Source organism: Parafannyhessea sp. LCP19S3_B1, assembly GCF_052121955.1.
In the GTDB taxonomy this organism is placed as follows: Bacteria; Actinomycetota; Coriobacteriia; order Coriobacteriales; family Atopobiaceae; genus Parafannyhessea.
The window spans coordinates 87294-106849 of the sequence record NZ_JBQKDH010000005.1; the positions used below are offsets into that span (position 1 = coordinate 87294).

At 69.1% G+C, this 19556-nt stretch carries 17 protein-coding genes; 1 reads left to right on the forward strand and 16 read right to left on the reverse strand.

Annotated features, from left to right (window positions below):
- Positions 1-193: 193 nt before the first annotated feature.
- From ACTQWE_RS03585 to lepA, 13 genes are all read right to left on the reverse strand, one after another.
- Positions 194-2407, reverse strand: coding sequence for a polyribonucleotide nucleotidyltransferase (locus ACTQWE_RS03585; RefSeq protein WP_441855651.1), 2214 nt, complete (start codon positions 2405-2407; stop codon positions 194-196).
- An 89-nt stretch (positions 2408-2496) separates the two neighbouring features.
- The gene (rpsO, locus tag ACTQWE_RS03590) at positions 2497-2775 is read right to left on the reverse strand and encodes a 30S ribosomal protein S15 (protein ID WP_090845618.1); all 279 of its coding nucleotides are present in this window, start codon (positions 2773-2775) and stop codon (positions 2497-2499) included.
- A 203-nt stretch (positions 2776-2978) separates the two neighbouring features.
- Positions 2979-3731 (reverse strand): DNA repair protein RecO, encoded by a 753-nt coding sequence (gene recO / locus ACTQWE_RS03595; protein WP_441855650.1) that lies wholly within the window; start codon positions 3729-3731, stop codon positions 2979-2981.
- A gap of 6 nt (positions 3732-3737) precedes the next feature.
- A complete protein-coding gene (gene era / locus ACTQWE_RS03600) occupies positions 3738-4676 on the reverse strand; it encodes a GTPase Era (protein ID WP_235927272.1) in 939 nt (312 codons plus the stop codon).
- Positions 4677-4775: 99 nt separating this feature from the next.
- A complete protein-coding gene (locus tag ACTQWE_RS03605) occupies positions 4776-5162 on the reverse strand; it encodes a diacylglycerol kinase family protein (protein WP_170103538.1) in 387 nt (128 codons plus the stop codon).
- 2 nt (positions 5163-5164) lie between these two features.
- Complete coding sequence (ybeY, locus tag ACTQWE_RS03610; protein WP_441855648.1) at positions 5165-5668, reverse strand: rRNA maturation RNase YbeY; 504 nt, start codon at positions 5666-5668, stop codon at positions 5165-5167.
- Complete coding sequence (locus ACTQWE_RS03615; RefSeq protein WP_441855646.1) at positions 5658-6653, reverse strand: PhoH family protein; 996 nt, start codon at positions 6651-6653, stop codon at positions 5658-5660. Before ACTQWE_RS03615 ends, ybeY begins: the two co-directional genes overlap by 11 nt.
- A 60-nt stretch (positions 6654-6713) precedes the next feature.
- Positions 6714-7994, reverse strand: a complete 1281-nt coding sequence (locus tag ACTQWE_RS03620) for a MiaB/RimO family radical SAM methylthiotransferase (RefSeq protein ID WP_441855644.1) — start codon at positions 7992-7994, stop codon at positions 6714-6716.
- The gene (gene dnaJ / locus ACTQWE_RS03625) at positions 7991-9184 is read right to left on the reverse strand and encodes a molecular chaperone DnaJ (protein ID WP_441855643.1); all 1194 of its coding nucleotides are present in this window, start codon (positions 9182-9184) and stop codon (positions 7991-7993) included. The genes ACTQWE_RS03620 and dnaJ overlap by 4 nt, the downstream gene beginning before the upstream one ends.
- Positions 9185-9259: 75 nt before the next feature.
- Positions 9260-10393 (reverse strand): DnaJ domain-containing protein, encoded by a 1134-nt coding sequence (locus ACTQWE_RS03630; protein ID WP_441855641.1) that lies wholly within the window; start codon positions 10391-10393, stop codon positions 9260-9262.
- A gap of 188 nt (positions 10394-10581) precedes the next feature.
- Positions 10582-11802, reverse strand: coding sequence for a coproporphyrinogen-III oxidase family protein (locus tag ACTQWE_RS03635; protein ID WP_441855639.1), 1221 nt, complete (start codon positions 11800-11802; stop codon positions 10582-10584).
- An 8-nt stretch (positions 11803-11810) separates the two neighbouring features.
- Entirely contained in the window at positions 11811-12896 is a 1086-nt protein-coding gene (locus tag ACTQWE_RS03640) for a tRNA dihydrouridine synthase (protein ID WP_441855637.1), read from the reverse strand.
- Positions 12893-14704 carry a translation elongation factor 4 gene (gene lepA, locus ACTQWE_RS03645; protein ID WP_441855635.1) on the reverse strand — a complete coding sequence of 604 codons (1812 nt, stop codon included), beginning with the start codon at positions 14702-14704 and terminating at the stop codon, positions 12893-12895. The genes ACTQWE_RS03640 and lepA overlap by 4 nt, the downstream gene beginning before the upstream one ends.
- Before the next feature lie 293 nt (positions 14705-14997).
- On the opposite strand from lepA, the gene rpsT reads away from it, so the two are divergent.
- Positions 14998-15261 (forward strand): 30S ribosomal protein S20, encoded by a 264-nt coding sequence (gene rpsT, locus ACTQWE_RS03650; RefSeq protein ID WP_090845637.1) that lies wholly within the window; start codon positions 14998-15000, stop codon positions 15259-15261.
- 128 nt (positions 15262-15389) lie between these two features.
- Here rpsT and holA read toward each other — a convergent pair whose 3' ends face one another.
- The 3 genes from holA to ACTQWE_RS03665 are packed head-to-tail and all read right to left on the reverse strand — an operon-like array spanning position 15390 to position 19451.
- The gene (gene holA / locus ACTQWE_RS03655; RefSeq protein WP_441855633.1) at positions 15390-16352 is read right to left on the reverse strand and encodes a DNA polymerase III subunit delta; all 963 of its coding nucleotides are present in this window, start codon (positions 16350-16352) and stop codon (positions 15390-15392) included.
- A gap of 47 nt (positions 16353-16399) precedes the next feature.
- Complete coding sequence (locus ACTQWE_RS03660; RefSeq protein ID WP_441855631.1) at positions 16400-18760, reverse strand: ComEC/Rec2 family competence protein; 2361 nt, start codon at positions 18758-18760, stop codon at positions 16400-16402.
- The gene (locus ACTQWE_RS03665) at positions 18753-19451 is read right to left on the reverse strand and encodes a helix-hairpin-helix domain-containing protein (RefSeq protein WP_441855629.1); all 699 of its coding nucleotides are present in this window, start codon (positions 19449-19451) and stop codon (positions 18753-18755) included. The genes ACTQWE_RS03660 and ACTQWE_RS03665 overlap by 8 nt, the downstream gene beginning before the upstream one ends.
- Positions 19452-19556 lie beyond the last annotated feature (105 nt).

A 19556-nucleotide genomic window follows, 5' to 3' on the forward strand; every position in this document is an offset into this window, starting at 1 on the left:
AGTTTCTGAAATTGTCAAGCCCGTAGCCTTGGTTCTGCTGTGCGTGGCCCTCGTCATCTACATTCGCAAGAACCGTTAGTTCATCCTAAATGCATCCATCCTTCGTACGTACCAATTTCTCCGTACGAGAAGAGCGGGGAGCCCCGGTTGGGACTCCCCGCTCGCTTCATGCGTAGCGCCTCTCTCGTCGGGCCTAGCCCTCGTGGTGGCGCCTGGGCTGGCGCTGCTCGCCGCTTCCGCCCTTGTCGCCCACGTGGCGGCGACGACGGTGGTCGCCCTCGCGCTTCTCGCCCTTACGCTCGGCGCCTGCGGGAGCCTCGGGCTTGTCAAGACGGTCGAGACTGATCTTGCCCTTCTCGTCCACCTCGATGACCTTGACCCTGACCTCGTCGCCCACGTTGAGCACGTCCTCGACCTTGTCGACGCGGCCCTTAGCGACGCGGCTGATGTGCAGCAGGCCGTCCTTGCCGGGCAGCAGCTCCACGAACGCGCCGAACGGCTGGATGTTCACGACGCGGCCGGTGTACTCCTCGCCCACCTCGGGAACCTTCACGATGGCCTTGATGCGCTCCGCGGCCTCCTCGCCGGCACCGTTGGTGCCCGCGATGAAGACGGAGCCGTCCTCCTGGATGTCGATCGTGGCGCCCGTGTCGTCCTGGATGCCGCGGATGACCTTGCCGCCGGAGCCGATGACGTCGCGGATCTTGTCCGTCGGGATGTTGAGGCTGATGATCTGCGGCGCGGTCTCCTTGGTGTGGGCGCGCGGCGCGGGAATCTGCTCCAGCATCGCGTCGAGGATGAACATGCGGCCCTCGTGCGCCTGCTGCAGCGCCTGCTTCAGGATCTCGGGCGTGAGGCCGGTGGCCTTGTTGTCCATCTGCATGGCCGTGATGCCCTTGGTGGTGCCGGTGACCTTGAAGTCCATGTCGCCGAGGAAGTCCTCGAGGCCCTGGATGTCGGTCAGGACGACGGTCTTGCCCTCCTCCTGGATGAGGCCCATGGCGACGCCGGAGACCGGACGCTTGATGGGCACGCCCGCGTCCATGAGCGCGAGCGTGGAGCCGCAGGTCGACGCCATCGACGAGGAGCCGTTGGACTCCATGACCTCGGACACGACGCGGATGGTGTACGGGAACTCCTCCTCGGAGGGGATCACGGGGAGAAGCGCACGCTCGGCCAGGTTGCCGTGACCGATCTCGCGGCGCTTCGGGCTTCCCATGCGGCCGGTCTCGCCGGTGCAGAACGGCGGGAAGTTGTAGTGGTGGATGTAGCGCTTGCCGTCCACCGGCTCGATGGTGTCGAGGCGCTGCCACTCGTTGAGCATGCCGAGGGTCGCGACGGAGAGCACCTGGGTCTGGCCGCGCTGGAACAGGCCGGAGCCGTGCACCAGCGGCAGGTAGTTCGGCTTCACCATGAGCGGACGGACCTCGGTCGCGGTGCGGCCGTCGACGCGCTCGCCGGTCTCGACGACCATCTTGCGCATGGCGTGCTTCTCGAGGCTCTTCAGCTCGACGGGAATCGCACGGTCCCACTCAAGCTGCTCGTCCTCGGTAAACTCGGCCCTGATGGCCTCCTTCAGGTCCTCGACCTTGCCCATGCGGGACTGCTTGTCCGCATCCTTCAGGGCCGCGGACATCTCGTCGAAGTGCGCGAACACGCGCTCGTGCACCTCGGGGACGGGCTCGTCCAGCTCGTACTCGCGCACGGGGAACGGTCCGTTGACCTCGACGCACTTCTGGAAGAACTTCTTCTCCTCCTCGCAGAACGCCGCGATGGCCTCCTGGCCAAACGCCATGGCCGCGAGCATGTCCTCCTCGGAGATCTCCTTCGCGCCCGCCTCGAGCATCGAGATGAACGTGGCGGAGCCGCCGAGCTCGAGGTCGAGGTCGGAGTTGTCGCGCTCCTCGTACGTCGGGTTCACGATGAACTCGCCGGTCTCGACGTCGCGACCGATGCGCACGCCCGCGAGCGGGCCCTCGAACGGCACGCCGCCCACGGTCAGCGCCGCGGAGGCGCCCATGATGCAGATGGTGTCGACGGAGTTCACCTGGTCCGCGACGAGCGGCATCGCGACGATCTGGACCTCGTTCCTGAACCCGTCGGGGAAGGACGGGCGGATGGGACGGTCGATCATGCGAGCCGTGAGGGTGGCCTTCTCGCTCGGACGCGCCTCGCGCTTCAGGTATCCGCCGGGGATGCGGCCGACGGCGTACATCTTCTCGATGTAGTCGACGGTCAGGGGGAAGAAGTCGTAGTTCTTGCGCTCCTTCGAGACGACGACCGTCACGTTGACGGTGGAGTCGCCGCAGGAAACCAGGCACTCGCCCGTCGCCTGCTTTGCGAGCTCGCCCGTCTCCAGCTTGTAGTGCTTTCCGTAGAGGTCGAACTCGTGCGTAACCTTTGCCATTACTTTTCCTCTTATCTCCGCCTGCCCCTTTGCAGGCGGGCCGACAAACAAAGAGAGCGCCATGCCGGCGCCCTCCTCTTAACACCTTGTTACTGGATGTTGTCGCGAATGCCGAGGCTCTTGATGAGGCGACGGTACTCCTCGATGTCCTGCTTCTTGATGTAGGACAGGAGGCGACGACGCTGGCCAACGAGCATCAGCAGGCCACGACGGGTGTGGTGGTCGTGCTTGTGGAACTTGACGTGCTCGGTCAGGCCCTTGATGCGCTCGGTCAGAAGCGCGACCTGCACCTGCGCGGAACCGGAGTCGTGCTCGTCCTTGCCGTACTGCTTGATGAGCTCGGCCTTGCGCTCCTTGCTTACTGCCATGGTAAAACCCCTTTCACATAGATACGCCCCGAACTGGGTTGGCCGTCTGGCATTGGGCGGGCCACCAAGTAGGGGGTACGGACTGGTTGATAGTATCACGTGAGGGGACGCCGTAGCCGCGACGCCCGCGTCTTTTCTCGCCCCGGGCGCAATCACCGCATTTGGAACACAACTGCGACACAACTCGGACGGCGGGCTCGGCCCTAAAGGCTCAGCATGAACTCGAACGCGCGCAGGCGCGCGTCCAGGTGCGTGGCCGCCCACACGTGCGCGAGCGAGACGAGCTCCGTCGTCACGTCGACGCCAAGCTCCATCCGCAGGATGTCGTCGAACGTGAACTTCACGAGCGCCTGCAGGCGGTCGCGGCCCGAAGGCCCCATGGGCACGGCGCCGGCCACGTCCTTGGCGCAGCTCGCGCACAGCATGCCTCCGGCGCGGGGCGAGAAGAACGCGACGTCCTCGTCGCCACAGAGCGTGCAACGCCGCAGCTCCGGCCTCCAGCCGCCGTGCGCCGTTACCTTGAACGTGTACGCGGCGACGACGAGGTCGAGGCGCTCCTGGTCCGGCGCCTGCTCGCACGCCGTGAGCGCGCGCGAGCATATCGCGAACAGGTACGGGTCCGGCATGTCCTCGAAGCACGTGAGACGCGCCACCTCGCACACGCACGACGCCGCGCTCACGCGCGCCATGTCGCCGCGAAGCCCCGCGTGCGGGTTTACCGTCGCGGCCTCCGTGATGATGCCGAGGCTGCGCCCGCTTGCGATGAGGAAGTCCGTCTCGCTGAAGAGCTCCACGCGCGCGGCGAGGCGCCCTCCCGGCTTCAGGCCGCCCTTCGCGATCACGTCCGCGCGCTGGCCGTCCTGCGTAAGCAGCGTCAGGATCAGGTCCTGCTCCTTCAGGCGGGTCCTCCTGTCGATCACGATCGCCCTGGTGCGGACGCTCCTCCTTCCGGCCACGGGACGCTACTCCTCGTAGTCGTAGCCCAGGCGGCGGATCTCGTTCTGGTCGCGGCGCCACTGCGGCTGCACGCGCACCTGAAGGTCCAGGAACACCTTCGTGTCGAACAGCCGCTCCACGTCACGGCGCGCCTGGGTGCCGATGCGCTTGATCATCTGGCCGCCCTTGCCGATTACGATGCCCTTCTGGCCCTCGCGCTCGACGATGATGGTCGCGCGTATCGAGGCGAGCCCGTCCTTGCGCCAGTCGATGTCGTCGCAGATGACGCCCACGGAGTGCGGGACCTCCTGCCGCAGGTTGTTCAGCACCTTCTCGCGCACGAACTCCGCCACGAGCTCCTCGTCCGTCGCGTCGCAGTCCATGTCCTCCGGGAACCACCGCGGGCCCTCGGGCAGGTGCTCGCCCACCAGGCTCACGAACGAGTCGACGTTGAAGCCCTCCTTCGCGGATATGACCATGGCGTCGTCGAACCTCGCGAGCGCGGACGCCGCGTCGAGCTGCGACCTCACCTGTTCGGGCTTCGCGAGGTCCGCCTTCGTGATCACGAGCAGCTTGAACGGCGCCCTCGAGGCCGCCACGTGCTTCGCGACCCACTCGTCGCCCCTGCCGACGGGCTTCGTCGCGTCGACGAGAAACGCCACCACGTCCACGTCGCCCAGCTCGCCGAGCGCCACCTTGTTCAGCTCCTTGCCCAGGGCGTCCTTCGGCTTGTGCAGGCCCGGCGTGTCCACGATCACGAGCTGCGAGCCCGGCGTGTTCACGACGGCCCGCATGCGCCTGCGCGTCGTCTGCGCGACGGGGCTCGTGATGGCGAGCTTGCCGCCCACCGCGGCGTTCAAAAGCGTCGACTTTCCGACCGAAGGCCGTCCCACCAGCGCGACGAAGCCACTCCTGAACGGCGCCTCGCCCTTCTCGCCCATCTGGCCCTTCTCGTCCTTCTCCATGGAGCGCACCCCCTGGGTGATTGCGTCCTCTACGTTCTTGGCCGCGCCGTGCACGGCCAAGGCACCGGCTCCGGGTGCCGGTCTTTCCTCGTGCGGCGCCTAGCCGGCCAACAGCCTCACGAGGGCGTTCGCGTACACGATGACGCCCACGACGGCCGCGGTCAGGCTCAGCACCCACGACGCCGCGGCCGCGATGTCCTTCGCCTGGCCCGCAAGCGGGTGGAACTCCGGCGACACCAGGTCGACCACGGTCTCGATCGCGGTGTTAAGGAGCTCGGCCGCGATGACCATGCCGCAGCACACGAGCACGATGGCCCAGCTCACGGCGTCAATCCGCAGGATGATTCCCATCGCCACGGCAAACGCTCCGCCCGCGAGCATGACCTTGATGTTGCGCTCCTGCCGAAGCGCTGTTCGAAAGCCCTGCAGCGCGAAGAGGAAGCTCCGCCTGAACGAGGGATGGCTCGGCGAGCGGCCGGGTATCATCGCTACTCACCGCCCCGGTGGCGCGTGAGGGTCACGTGGTCGATGGCGCGGTCCGTCCTGATCTGGCGCAGCAGCTCGTCCTCGCGGGCCTCCATGACCTCGGCCTCGTCGTCCTCCAGGTGGTCGTAGCCCAGGAGGTGCAGCATGCCGTGCACCAAGAGCAGCCGGAACTCGTCCGCAGGCGTCGTGCCAAAGCCCTTGGCCTGTCGCTCGATGTAGGCGGGCGCGAGCACGATGTCGCCAAGCTCGCACGGCTCGCCGGGCGCGAGGTCCGCGTCGTCCGGACGCTCGCACTCCAGCGACAGCACGTCCGTCACGCGGTCCTGGTCGCGCCACTCGGCGTTGAGCTCGCGCATGCGCGCGTCCCCCACGATGGAGACGGAGACCATGCACGGCCTCCCTACGCCCTCGCTCCTGAGCACGAAGTCGCAGTCCTCGCGGATCTCGTCCGTGTCCACCGGGCACACGATGCCCTCCTCGAGCACGATGTCGTAGCTATTCCCCATGTCGGGTGGTCTCCCTTCCCGCGGCGGTCCCCGCGGCGTGCGCGCCCTGCGCCCTGTCGTACGCGTCCACGATCTTCGCCACGAGCGAGTGCCGCACGATGTCGTTTCTGCCAAGGTCCACGAAGCTCACGTCGTCCACGTCCCCAAGCACGGCGCGGGCGGACTCCAGCCCGTTCCGGCCGGGCAGGTCGCGCTGGGTGAGGTCGCCGGTCACGACGAACTTCGACCCGAAGCCCAGCCTCGTGAGGAACATCTTCATCTGGTCCGGCGTCGTGTTCTGGGCCTCGTCCAGGATCACGAACGCGTCGTTCATGGTGCGCCCGCGCATGAACGCAAGCGGGGCGATCTCGATGACGCCCTGCTCGATGAGGGCGTTGCCCTTCTCCATGTCCGTCATGTCAAACAGCGCGTCGTACAGCGGCCGCACGTACGGGTCCAGCTTCTCCTGCAGCGTTCCGGGCAGGTAGCCCAGGGACTCCCCCGCCTCGACCACGGGCCGAGCGAGCACGATGCGCCCCACCTCGCGGCGCTTGAGCGCGCTCACGGCCATGGCCATGGCGAGGTAGGTCTTGCCGGTGCCCGCGGGGCCTATGCCAAACGTGATGGTGTTGTCGCGGATGGAGTCTATGTAGCGCTTCTGCCCGGCGGTCTTCGGGCGTATGGCGCGCCCGCGGTACGTGAGCAGGATGTCGTCCGAAAGGTCCGCCGAGTCGCTCGCCCCGTGACTCACCTGGCCTATCAGCAGGTCGACGTCTTCGGTCGTCGGGACGTCGCCCTTCTCCACGCACCTTATCAGGCGAGAAAAGACGGACACCACCTGGTCCACCACGTCCGTGGGCCCGATCACGCTCACCTGGTTGCCGCGCACGGTGACCATGGCGTCGAACGCCCCCTCTATCCTGCGAAGGAGCGAGTCCGCCGGCCCCATGAGCAGCGTTGGGTCGACGGAGTCCGGTATGGTGAGCCTGACGTGGGTGGGTTCCATGTTCCTCCTGACGGACGATGCGTTGTCCCTATGATAGACGCTTTCGCGCCGGCGCCCAACCTACGCGCGGGCGCACACGAGCGTTCCGTCGCCCATCACGGAGCTCACGCGCACGCGCACGAGCGAGTCGAGCGCGATCCCCGGGTCCACGAGCGCGTCGAACAGCCCGCCCGTGACGCCGCGGCCCGGGTACTGCACCACGACGAGCTCCTCCTCGCCAACGTGCGCAAGCGCCTGCTCGCGGCGCATCCGCTGCGCAAGCTCGCGCATGCGGTGGCTGCGCGTCGCCATGACGTGGGGGTCCACCTGGCCCTCCGCGCGCGCCGCCGGCGTGCCCGGGCGCCTTGAGTAGCGGAACACGTGCATCTTCGCGAACGCCATGTCGCGGCAGAACTCGAGCGACCGCTCGAAGTCCTCGTCACTCTCGCCCGGGAACCCCACGATGAGGTCCGTGCCGAGCGCGATCCCGGGGACCGCCCGCCGCGCGCGCCGCACGACGTCGGCAAAGTACGCCGTGTCGTACACGCGGCCCATGCGGCGCAGCGTCGCGTCGCAGCCGGACTGCAGGCACACGTGCAGGAACGGTGCCACGCGCTCCGGGTTTTCGCCCATGACGCGCAGCAGCTCGTCCGTCACGTCCGGCGGCTCGATGGAAGAGAGCCTCAGGCGCTCGATCGAGGTCTCCCTCAGGAGAAGTTCGATGAGCCCCGGCAGGCCCACCCTCGTGCCGTCCGGCGCCTCGGCGCCGAAGCGCCCGAGGTTGATGCCCGTGAGCACCACCTCGTGCGCGCCGCGGGACTGCGCGTCGCGCACGCGCGCCACGACCTCTTCCACGCCCATGGAGCGCGAGGCGCCGCGCGCCTTCCACACGATGCAGTACGTGCAGCGGTTGTCGCAGCCGTCCTGGATCTTTATTCCCGGGCGCATGCGGCCCGTCGGCGTGGGCGTGACGCTCACGACGGAGCCGGCGTCGTCCACGCCGCCGTCCACGATGCCCAGGTGCTCCAGAACGCGCGCCGCGACGCGCGCCTTGTTGGGCTCCACCACCACGTTGTCCGCGATGGCCGAGAGCTCCTCCGCGAACAGGCTCGCGACGCAGCCGGTCGCCACGACGGTGGGGCATCCCGGCAGGCCCGCCGCGTGCCGGACGGTCTTCCTGGTCTTCGCCTCCGCCTCGCCCGTGACGGCGCACGTGTTAACGACGATGGCCTGTGCCTCGCCTTCCGGCACGAGCTCGCAGCCGTGGCGCTCGAGCTCGCTTGCGATCACGTCGGTCTCGACGCGGTTGACGCGGCAGCCCAGGTTCACGAACGCGACCCTCGGTCGCGGGGCGGCCGTCACTTCGACCTTCCGTTGCGACGCCCGCGGCCCTTGAACTTCGGCTTCCTGCGGGTCTCCGCCGAGGCGCCGTCCCGCGCCGGACCTGCCGCGCCCTCGCGCGCCGCGTCCTTCTCGCCCCGCGCGTCCACGATCTTGCGGATGCTCTCGAGTTGCTCGGCGGTAAGGTCCTTCGGCGGCACGACCTGGATGACCGCGATGAGGCTGCCGCGAGCCGTCGTGCCCACGCGCGGCATGCCCATGCGCTCCACGCGCACCTGCTGGCCGTAGGAGCAGCCCGCGGGGACCTCGACCACGACCTCGTCGTCCGGAAGTATCCCCCGCATGCGCACCGTCGTGCCCACGATGGCCTCGAGCGAGTCGACCGTCACGCGGCAGAACAGGTCGTCGCCCTGGCGCTGGAACGTCTCGCTCTCCGCGACCTCCACGCGCACGACGAGGTCGCCGGACGCGTCGCCGCGCACGCCCGCCTCGCCCTTGCCCTTCACGGTGAGCGACTGGCCGGAGTGCACGCCGGCGGGGATCTTCACGTCCACCGTTTCGCGCGAGGGGGTGCGGCCCTGGCCCTCGCAGGTCTCGCACGGCTTGTCGACGACCTTGCCCGAACCGTGGCACGCGGGGCACGTCGTCTGTGTCTGCATCTGGCCAAAGATCGTGCGCTGCACCTCTACCACGCGACCGGTGCCGTGGCACCTGTCGCACGTCTTCACGTGGCCGCCCTCCGCCACGCCGGTGCCGCCGCAGTCGTCGCACGGGGCAAGGCGGTCGTACGCGATGGTCTTGGTGCAGCCGGCCGCAGCCTCCTCCAGCGTGACCCTGAGGGTGATGCCCATGTCGCGTCCGCGCGTGCGGGCGGCGCGAGAAGAGCCTCCGCCCTGCCCGCCGCCGAAGAACGAGTCGAAGATGTCGTTGATGCCGAAGCCGCCGCCGAAGATGTCCGACATGTCCACGTAGTCCGAGCCGAAGCCGCCCGGTCCCTCCGCGGTGCCGTAGCGGTCGTAGTTCGAGCGCTTGCGCTCGTCCGACAGGACGGAGTACGCCTCGTTGACCTCCTTGAACTTCTCCTCCGCGTCGGGCTCCTTGTTGACGTCGGGGTGGAGCACGCGCGCCTTCTTCAGGAACGCGCGCTTGATCGTCTTCGCGTCGGCGTCTCGCTCGACGCCCAGAATCTCGTAATAGTCTTTAGAGGCCACTCTTACCTATCTCCCACATGTCGAACGTCGGGCCAAGGCCCGCAGGAACCTTTGCAAACGCGCCAGCCGGACGCGCTAGAAGCTCGCGCCGCCGGGCGCGACCGCTCCGCCGGAGTAGCGCGCGTACGGGCTGCACTGGAACATGAACACCATGAGCAGCGCGAGCAAAAGGCCCGACAGCACGCCGTTGCCCACGTGCGTCGCGGCCTTCCTCCACCACGTGCCGCCATGGCCCACGCCGCCGCCGCGGCTGATCTGCATGCCCGCGATGACCGCCATGATGGCCAGGAACGGCAGCATGGACACGATCGTGCCCGACACGGCGCCCAGCACCACGAACGGCAGCATGAAGCCCACGGTCTGGAACCCGCGCGCCTGCAGCGGGTTCACGCGCTCCGCCGCCACGCCCACGCGGCAGACGAAGTCGCCGGAGGACGAGCCGTTCGTGCCGGCGTTGCCCATGCCCCTCACGCGCACCTCGTCGCCGTCGTGCGAGTTGGCGGGGATGTCCACCACGACCTCGCTCGCGGAGAGCACGCGCCCGGACCCGCCGCACGCCTCGCACGGGTCCGCGACGACCTTGCCCGCGCCCTCGCACTCCGGGCACTCCATCTCCATCACGCCGAAACCGAACAGCCCCGTCAGGTCAAGGCTGATGTGGCCGGAGCCGCCGCACGTGGGGCACGTCTCCGCGTGCTCGCTTTCGACCGACCCGCTGCCGTGGCACACGTCGCACGCGACGTAGCGCTGGTACATGACGCCGCGGCGCGTGCCCTTGCGCGCGGTCTCCTGGTCCAGCTCCACGTCGATGGTGACGTCCGCGCCGGCTCGCGGGTTGTACGCGCGCGAACGGCGGGCGCTCGTGCGGCGATAGGCGCCGCCGCCAAACGGGAAGCCCCAGCCAAACGGGTCCGCGCCGCCAAACGGGTCCGCGGGCGCGCCGTAGCCCTGCGAGCCGCCGCCGTACGCGGGCGCGCCAAACGGGGATCCGGAGCGCATGGCGTCGTAGCGGCTGCGCTTCTGCTCGTCCGAGAGCACCGCGTAGGCCTCGGACACCTCCTTGAAGCGCTCCTCCGCGTCCGGCGCCTTGTTCACGTCCGGGTGGAGCTTGCGCGCCTTCTGCTGGAAGGCCTTGCGTATCTCGTCGGTGGACGCGTCCTTGCTCACGCCCAGGATCGCGTAGTAGTCCTTCTCATTCATTGATGCCATGCGGGGCTCCGAATCCATGCCGCCTGTCTGCGTTCCCACGCGCCAACGGCGCATGCGGTCAAAATTCTATCCAATGCGGCCGCCCGTTATTCATGCGGCGCCGCCGCGCAGGAAATCCCCACCTCGCGCCCCATGCCCCCAGGTCACGCGCAGGGGCGGCCGCGCGCGGCTCGTCTCGCCGCCCCCGCTCAGGCGCTCGCCTCAAGCACCGTGCCCGGGGCAAGGTCCCACATGATGCCAAAGAGCTCGTTTCCCAGGAGCCATCCGCGGCGCGTGGGCGCAAGACCGCCGTCCGGGCGCTCCTGCGCAAGACCCTCGCGCCGCGCCTCGGCCACGGCCGCGTCCACCGCCTGCGCGCCGAGGGCGCGGCGCGCATGGGCGAGAAGTCCTTCTCCCACGCCCTTGGCAAGGCGCATCCCCAGCATCAGGTCCTCGGCCGTGGCCTGCTGCTCGGTCAGGAACTCGAGGTCGTACGAGAGGTCTCCCATGCCCGCGGCCTCCGCAAACGCGCGGCGCCCGCTCGTGACGGTCAGGCGCACGCGCCACGTGCCGTCCGGCGCCTTGGGCAGGCGCGGCGCCGCGGTGCGCAGGATCGCGTAGTCGCCAGCGCACAGCATGCCAGACGCGCCCGTGCCTATGCCAAGGTACGGCACGCCCGTCCAGTACGCCCGGTTGTGGGCGCACGCCTTGCCGGGCCGTGCGTAGCTTGCCACCTCGTAGCGCGCAAGGCCCGCCGCGCCAAGGGCGCGCTCCGCCGCCTCCATGCGCGCAGCCTGCACGTCCTCCGCGTTGAACGCGGGGTCCCCGTCCGCGTAGCGCCGTCCAAGAGCCGTGTCGTCCTCTATCTGGAGCGGGTACACGCTCACGTGGCCGATGCCGCAGGACAGCACGTCCGCAAGGCTCCTCTCCCACGACTCGTCCGTCTGCAGCGGGGTCGCGCACATGAGGTCGCACGATACGTCGAGCCCCGCCGCCACGCCCCGCGAGAGCGCGTCGAGCGCCTGGGCTGGCCCGTGCACGCGGCCCAGCGCCGAAAGCTCGGCCGCGTTCGTGCTCTGCACGCCCACAGATACGCGCGTCGCACCCGCGCCAAGGAGCGCTCCCAGCGTGTCATCGGTAAGCGAGTCCGGGTTCGCCTCGACGGTAAGCTCGCTCGGGCAGTGCGGCGCCATGGCCGCCACGAGCCCGCCGAGCACGTCCGCGCCCAGGTACGTGGGCGTGCCCCCGCCCAGATAGCCCGTGCGGCAGCCATGGAGGAGCCCCAGCGACCCCGCCTGGCGCACCATGCGCGCCGCGGAGGCCGCGTACGCCCCCATGAGCGGGTCGCCCGCGCGCGTGGCCCACGACGAGAAGTCGCAGTACGCGCACTTGCTGCGGCAGAACGGCACGTGCACGTACAGCGCACCCACGCCCACCGCTATCGCCCGGCCGCCGCAAGCCGCTCGCGCAGCACCCCGACCAGCGCCAGGTAGTCCTCGAGCGTCACGCACGCCATCGCGCGGTTTCGCCACTCCGCCGCGTACGGCATGCCCTTGAAGTACCACCCCGCGAGGCTCCGCGCACGCGCCAGGTGCGCGCCCGTGGCGGCAAGCAGCCGCACGTGGCACTCGAACGCGGCAAGCCGCTCCGCGGGACCAACCTGCGCGGGCTCACGCCCCTCGTCCAAGGCGCGCGCTGCCGAGAAGATCCACGGGTTTCCGTAGGAGCCGCGTGCCACCATGACGGCGGCGACGCCGGTCGAGGCCCTCATGGCCGATGCCGCATGCGCGTCGAGCACGTCGCCGGAGCCGATGACGGGCACGTCGACCGCCTCGACCACGTGGCGCACGGCGTCCCAGTCCGCCTTGCCGCGATACAGCTGGCTCGCCGTGCGGCCGTGAACGGCGATGGCGGCCGCGCCCGCCTGCTCCATCGCGCGCGCGAAGTCCGGCGCCTGCTCGGGGCCCGGCTGGCGGCTGCGGCGGATCTTGCACGTCACGGGGACGTCCGCCTCCTCCACGCACGCGCGCACGATTTCCGCCGCGAGCCCGGGCTCGTCCAGGAGCGCGGAGCCCTCGCCCTTGCGCGTGACCTTCGGCACGGGGCAGGCCATGTTGACGTCTATGAGGGCGAGCGGCCCCTGCAGGCGCTCCTGCACGCGGGAAGCCGCCTCGCGAAACTGCTCCGGCTTGCTGCCAAACAGCTGGACCGCGATGTCCGGCTCGGGGTCATGCGGCATCACCAGGTCCCATGTCTTCTGGCCGCCGGTCTCGCCGCCGTAGTGGATCCCGGCGACGGAGACCATCTCCGTGTACGCAAGGCCTGCGCCAGCGCTGCGCGCCATCAGGCGGTACGCCGCGTCAGTGACGCCGGCCATCGGCGCCATGAGGTAGCGGGCCGCCTCGAGCCTGGAGCGAAGGTCGCCCTCGCGCGGAAACGGGCTGATCTTCTCGCCCAGCGCCGCCGCGGGGGCGAACTCTTCCAGCACCTGCGCGGGGGTCTGCGGCTGCATCGGCCGCGTCATTCGTCGTCCACCTTCAGCACGGCGAGGAACGCCTCCTGAGGCACCTCGACCGAGCCGATGGACTTCATGCGCTTCTTGCCCTCCTTCTGCTTCTCGAGCAGCTTGCGCTTGCGGCTGATGTCGCCGCCGTAGCACTTGGCGAGCACGTCCTTGCGGTGCGCCTTCACGGTGGAGCGGCTGATGATCTTGTTGCCGATGGCGCCCTGGATGGGCACCTCGAACTGCTGGCGCGGGATGATCTCCTTCAGCCTGTCGCACAGCGCGCGGGCCATGTCGTACGCCTTGTCGCGGTGCACGATGAAGCTGAGCGCGTCCACGACCTCGCCGGCGAGCAGGATGTCAAGCTTCACCAGGTCGCTCTCGCGGTACTCGCCCATCTCGTAGTCGAGCGAGGCGTAGCCCTTCGTGCGGCTCTTCAGCTGGTCGAAGAAGTCCAGAATCAGCTCGGCCAGCGGGATGTCGAAGTGCATCTCGACCGACTTCTCGGACAGGTACACCATGTCGCGGGTCTCGCCGCGGTGGTCGATCACCAGCTGCATCACGGCGCCCATGAAGTCGGGCGGTACGATGACCTTCGCCTTGAGGTACGGCTCCTCGATCCGCTCGATGCGCGTGACGTCGGGCAGGTCCTGCGGGCTCGTGATCTCTATCATGCTGCCGTCCGTCTTGTACACGTGGTAGTTAACGGACGGGCTCGTCGCGATGAGGTCCAGGCCGAACTCGCGCTCCAGGCGCTCCTTCACGACCTCCATGTGGAGAAGGCCGAGGAATCCCACGCGGAAGCCAAAGCCAAGCGCGACGGACGTCTCGGGCGTCCATGTGAGCGACGGGTCGTTCACCTTCAGCTTCTCGAGCGCGTCGCGCAGGTTCTCGTACTGCTTGTTGTCGATGGGGAACAGGCCCGTGAACACCATGGGCTTCGCCTCGTGGTAGCCGGGGCACGGCTCCGCGCACGGCCTGTCCTCGTACGTGATGGTGTCGCCGGTCTTAACGAGCGCCGGGTCCTTCAGGCCCGTGACGACGTAGCCGACCTCGCCCACGCCAAGCTCGTCCAGCGAGGTCTCCAGCGGCCGCTTGCAGCCGACGCCGTCGCACAGGAACGTGTCGCCCAGGGCCATCATCTTCAGGCGGTCGCCCTTGCGCATGACGCCGTCGAACACGCGGACCGTCGCGACGACGCCGCGGTACTCGTCGAAGTACGAGTCCAGGATGAGCGCCTTCAGCGGCGCGCCCGCGTCGCCCTTGGGGGGAGACACCAGGTAGACGATGGCCTCGAGCAGGTCGTGGATGCCCTCGCCCGTCTTGCCGGACACGCAGACGGCGTCGTCCGCCGGTATGGCGAGGTCCTCCTCTATCTCCTCCTTCACCTCGTCCGGGTGCGCGGAGGGAAGGTCGATCTTGTTTATGCACGGCACGATGTCCAGGTTCGCGTTCATTGCGAGGTTCGCGTTCGAGACCGTCTGGGCCTCGACCCCCTGCGTGGCGTCCACCACGAGCACGGCGCCCTCGCACGCGGCGAGGGAGCGCGACACCTCGTACGTGAAGTCGACGTGTCCCGGCGTGTCTATCAGGTTGAACTGGTAGGTGTTGCCGTCGTCGGCCGCGTACATAACGCGGACGGCGTTGCTCTTGATGGTGATGCCGCGCTCCTGCTCGATGTCCATCGAGTCGAGCATCTGCGACGACAGGTCCCTCTCGTCCACCGTGTGGGTGAGCTCGAGGATCCTGTCCGAGATGGTCGACTTGCCGTGGTCGATGTGCGCAACGATCGAGAAGTTGCGGATGAGTGAAAGGTCTGTCTTGTTCATGCGACCCATGATAACCCACGCGCGGCCGCAGTCGAGGCCACGTCCCAAGCAGATTTCGTGCTCTTCTCGCCCGCAGGCGCCTTTCAAAACCCAATCGCCCGCCCGCACGCGCCCGCGCGTTGGACAGAATGTGAATTTATGCCCGCACCTGCGCGCAGGCAAGATGCGCGGCACCATGCGGGACCGGTTCTGCTATACTCCGTAAGTCGACCTCGCCGTGTCAGGTGTCGGATACCCCACGTCCTTCACCTCAAAATAGAGGCCTCAAGGATCAGAACCGAAAGGAACCGCACGTGGCTAACATCAAGTCTCAGAAGAAGCGCATCATCACCGCCGAGAAGGCGCGCATGCGCAACAAGGCAGTCCGCTCCGAGCTGAAGACTGCCGTCAAGGACGTCCGCGCCGCCGTCACCGCCAAGGATGCCGACGCCGCACAGGCTGCCGCCAACAAGGCCAACCGCCTCCTCGACAAGGCAGCCTCCAAGGGCATCATCCACAAGAACCAGGCCTCTAACCGCAAGTCTGGCGTGCAGAAGCTGGTCAACTCCCTGAAGTAGGCCACCTCGACAGTTTGCCTTCTCGACCCCGCCCGCACGGACGGGGTCTTTTTGTATATCGGGGGTCTTCACGCATGACGTCGCACGGTGCCGGGCACGGCGCCGTCACCGCCCCCTCGACGCTCGCGCTAAGCCCGCCCGCACACGTAGAGGACGAGCGAGACGAACGTGGTCTCCGGGTCGTCGCCACCCTTGAGCGCGCGCTCGCACCGCGCGCAGCGCTCGAGCGAGCCCTCGAGCTCGCCGTCCGCGAAGCGCCGCGCCCAAGAGAGGTGGTTCTTCACCTGCCACTGCTGCTTGCCGAGCTCTGAGGCGAGGAGCCCGCCCTCCCCCCTGGCCGCAAGCGACCTCGCGCACACCAGCTCGCGGAGGCGTCCGCACAGAAGCGACGTCAGCGCGATCTGCGACGGGTTCTGCATCAGGTGGTACAGACCGAGCGCCTTCGCGGCGTCGCGCGCGCACACCGCGTCCAGGAAGTCCCACGGCTTCACCTCGGCCGTTCTTGCGACGTTTTGCTCCACGTCCGCCACGGTGATGCGCCCGCGGTCGCGGCAGAGCGCCGCGAGGGACCTCAGCTGCGCGTCGATCATCGTGGTCGACTCTCCCACGCGGCTCACGAGCTCCGCCGCCGCCGCCTCGTCCGTCTGCATGCCGTAGTGCGCGGCCATGCGCACGACCGTGGGAGCCAGCTGCCAGCGCTTCTTCGGGGCGCAGTCGATTATCGAGTGCGCGCCGACCGCCTTGACGGCCTTGTACAGGCGCGTCGACTTCGCGAGAGTCGTCGCCACGAGGCAGAGCGTGCACCCAGGGTTCGGATCCTTCAGGTATGCGATGATCGCCTCCGAGACAGGCTTCGGAAGCTTCTCGGCCTTCGTTATGAGCACGAGCCTGAATCCCGCCCCCATGGGGATGGTGTTGAGCGAGGCCACGACGTCCCCGGGCACGAGGTCCGGTCCCGCCACGTGCTCGTCCAGGTTGAACGCGGCAAGCCCGGGCTCGAGCCGACCCTTCAGCCTGGTCACTGCCTGCCGGCTCTTGAGCTCGTCCGAACCCACTATGAGGTATGCGGGCAAGAGCGCCGCCTTCGCCATGCTTCCTCCTCCCATCGTCAGGACATCCATACTACACCCGACCGCGCTCAAGGGGACCGCTCCGTAACGACGCGCACGCCCCTCTCGCCCGGCTCCAGCGTCACCGTGCCCGCGTCCATCGTGCACAGGAAGCGCGAGCCGGCCCGCTCAAGCACGCGTCGGCACTCCGCCGACGGGTGGCCGTAGCGGTTGTGGGCGCCGGCGCTCGCGACTGAGACCTCCGGCGCCAGCTCGCGCGCCTCGTCCGGCGTGACGGAGACCTTCGAGCCGTGGTGCCCCACCTTCAGAAAGTCGACGTCGCCAACGCGGCCCGCCGCGAGGGCGCCTCCGGTCTCGTCCTTCTCGGCATCGCCCGTAAGCAGCCCGGACATGGTCCTCGACCCGTCGTCGTACGTCAGCGCGAGCTCTATGGAGTCTGCGTTCTCACTGCCGTCCACCGGCGCCTCCGGCCAGACCACCCTCAGCCTGAAGTCGCCCACCGCGAGCTCGTCGCCCAGGCCCACCTCCCGCACGTCCCCCATCCCGCGTCGTTCGAGCTCTGCCGCAAGCTCCTCCGGAACGTTGCCGCGAACGCCCCTTGCAACAAGCACGGCGTCGCACGGGACCTCCCCCAGCACCTGGCCCACGCCCCCAAAGTGGTCGTCGTGCATGTGGGTAACCACGACGGCGTCGATGTGCATCACGTGCAGACGCGCGAGCTCCGCGGCCGCCGCCTGGTCCGGCCCCGCATCCACGAGCACGGCCGACGCCCCCTGCTGCACGAGGATGGCGTCCCCCTGTCCCACGTCCAGCACGCAGACGCGCGCGGGCGAGAAGAACCGCCACCTCAGCAGCAGGCAGAGCGATACGGCGGCGAGCGCCCCTAACGCCGCGAGCACGGGGCCGCGCCTGACCCGCGGCCAGCAGACGAGGATCGCGGCCGTCACGCCGACCGTCACCGCGCCGGCAACCGCCATGTCGCAGCTTACGGAGACGCACGCGTACGGCAGCCGACCCATCCACCCAAGCAGGCGAGAGACCGCCGTCCCCGCCACGTCGCACGGCACGAGCGCGACGACCGCAAGCGGCGTCCCGGCAAGGCACGCGACCGCCATGCCCGCACCCACCATGACCGTGAACGGCAGGGCAAGCGCGAGGTTCGCGAGCGGCGCCACGAGCGAGAGCTGCGAGAACATCGAGCACGTTATCGCCCCCGTCGCAAACTGCGCCACAAGGCACGCGGACAGCGTGTCGCGCGCGAAGTCCACGACCCCGTCCATCCCTCGCCTCACGGGTCGCGGCACCCGCGCGTGAAGCCGCGGACGAACCACCAGTTGGCGCATGACGTAGCCGAAGTAGGGCGAGAGCAGGCAGAGCCCCACGACCGAGGCGACGGACAGCACGAAACCCACCTGGCCCGTGACGGAGGGGTCCACCATCACCATCCCCAGCGCGACCGCGCACGCCGCTGAGAGCGAATGCCCGCGCCGTCCCGCGACCCGCGAGCCAAAGGCGACCACGCACATGAGCCACGAGCGCACCGCAGAGACCGGCGCCCCACAGAACAGCACGAAGAGGCCCGTCGCGGCAAGCAACACGATCGTCCGCGACACGGGGCCGAGCCTGGTCCTGCCCAGCAGCCGCTCCACGAGCGCACCCACGATGGCGATGTGCCCCCCGGACACCGCGACGAGGTGCGCGACGCCGCACGCGGCGAACACCTTGTCCAAGCCTTCCCGCACCATGGCGTCCTTCGAGCCGCACACGCTGCCCGCCAGAATCGCGCGCGCGGACGAGCGGTCCGGCTCCATGGCCAGAAGCGCCACGCGCCTCCTCTCGTTCACCCAGGCGCGAAGGCCCGGCGCCTGCGTCACGCCCAACGCGTGCACGACGGAGACCGTACCGCACACGCCTTGCCGCTCCGACGCGAGCCTCCACTCTCCCGCCCCCCTGCCGAACCTCCCCACCGCGCGCAGGCGCTCACCCATGTCGTATCGCTCCGTGCTTCGCACCCACACGTCGCCCATGCGCACGCCGCCGCGCCACACGTGGGCGCGCGCCCGGTATCCCCTCGTGCCGAGCGAGGCGTCCGAGCACACCTCGAGCTCGCACGACGAGACGGCGCTTCGCTCCATCGCACGCGCCGTTCCCTCCGCCACCCCCACCTGCGCGGACGCGAGGCAGGCGCAAAGGCCGCACGTCCCCGCCGCAAGCACGACGCGCGAGAGCGTCGCCGTCGCGCACGAGGTGCTCCCCACACCGCGCCACGCCAGGGCCATCGCGACCACGCACGCCGCTGCCGGCGCCCACGGCCGGCCCGCGCGCAGTCGAAGCGCAAGCACGGTCTGCGCCGCCACCCCGCACGCGCACAGGAGGTAGAGCGAGAAGGGCACGCACGGCCTGTTCGGAACCCACTCGTGGTCAGACACGTATCATCGCCCGCATCCGCTCGAACTTCTTCTCGCCGATGCCCGATACGCGCATGATGTCCTCCGGGCTCGCGAACGGCCCGTTCCTCGTGCGGTCCTCCACGATGGCCGCGGCCGTCGCCTCGCCCACGCCCGGCAGCCGCTGCAGCTCCGTCGTGTCGGCCGTGTTGATATCGACGAGGCCGGAGCCCGTGGAGTCCCCCGCTCCCCCTCCGTCGCTTCCCGCCGCGCCCGCGTCCGCGCCCGGCGCGCCAGCGGCGTCTTGCGCGGCCTCCTCGGGCACCTCCTCGCCTTGCCTCGGAACGTGCACCTTCTGTCCGTCGGAAAGCGACGCGGCGAGGTTGATGCCCGTGGTGTCCGCGTCCTTCGCGAGCCCGCCCGCCGCGCTCACCGCGTCGTTCACCCTCGGGCTCGACGAGTAGACCCTGTACACGCCTGGGTTCTCCACGGCACCGTCCACGTGCACGATCACGGCGGCGACCTTCGTCTCCTCCGCCTTTGCCTTTTGCGCGGAGTCGCCCTCGTCACGACCCCTCCCTGCGCTCTCGCTCGCGTCCCGCCCTCCCTTCGCCTTCTCCTGCGCAACCTCGCCTCCCGCGTCGGCGCGCGTCACCTCGAAGCCCCCGCCCCTTCCGGGCAGCAGCAGCGCCCCCACCACCGCCAGGCCCGCGGCCGCCACCACCGCTGCCATGACGGGACCCTTCCGCCCCCTCAGGCCGTATCTCTCCGGAAGCCCTCCCGCGGGTCCCCTCGCCCTCTGCGCCATAGCAAACCACCCCCAGTCCCATCATGGGAC

Coding starts and splice junctions, on each gene's coding strand:
- ACTQWE_RS03585 (WP_441855651.1), bottom strand. CDS start 2,407: ATGGCAAAGGTTACGCACGAGTTCGACCTCTACGGAAAGCACTACAAG.
- rpsO (WP_090845618.1), bottom strand. CDS start 2,775: ATGGCAGTAAGCAAGGAGCGCAAGGCCGAGCTCATCAAGCAGTACGGC.
- era (WP_235927272.1), bottom strand. CDS start 4,676: ATGGAGAAGGACGAGAAGGGCCAGATGGGCGAGAAGGGCGAGGCGCCG.
- ACTQWE_RS03605 (WP_170103538.1), bottom strand. CDS start 5,162: ATGATACCCGGCCGCTCGCCGAGCCATCCCTCGTTCAGGCGGAGCTTC.
- ybeY (WP_441855648.1), bottom strand. CDS start 5,668: ATGGGGAATAGCTACGACATCGTGCTCGAGGAGGGCATCGTGTGCCCG.
- ACTQWE_RS03615 (WP_441855646.1), bottom strand. CDS start 6,653: ATGGAACCCACCCACGTCAGGCTCACCATACCGGACTCCGTCGACCCA.
- ACTQWE_RS03630 (WP_441855641.1), bottom strand. CDS start 10,393: ATGGCATCAATGAATGAGAAGGACTACTACGCGATCCTGGGCGTGAGC.
- ACTQWE_RS03640 (WP_441855637.1), bottom strand. CDS start 12,896: ATGACGCGGCCGATGCAGCCGCAGACCCCCGCGCAGGTGCTGGAAGAG.
- lepA (WP_441855635.1), bottom strand. CDS start 14,704: ATGAACAAGACAGACCTTTCACTCATCCGCAACTTCTCGATCGTTGCG.
- holA (WP_441855633.1), bottom strand. CDS start 16,352: ATGGCGAAGGCGGCGCTCTTGCCCGCATACCTCATAGTGGGTTCGGAC.
- ACTQWE_RS03665 (WP_441855629.1), bottom strand. CDS start 19,451: ATGGCAGCGGTGGTGGCGGCCGCGGGCCTGGCGGTGGTGGGGGCGCTG.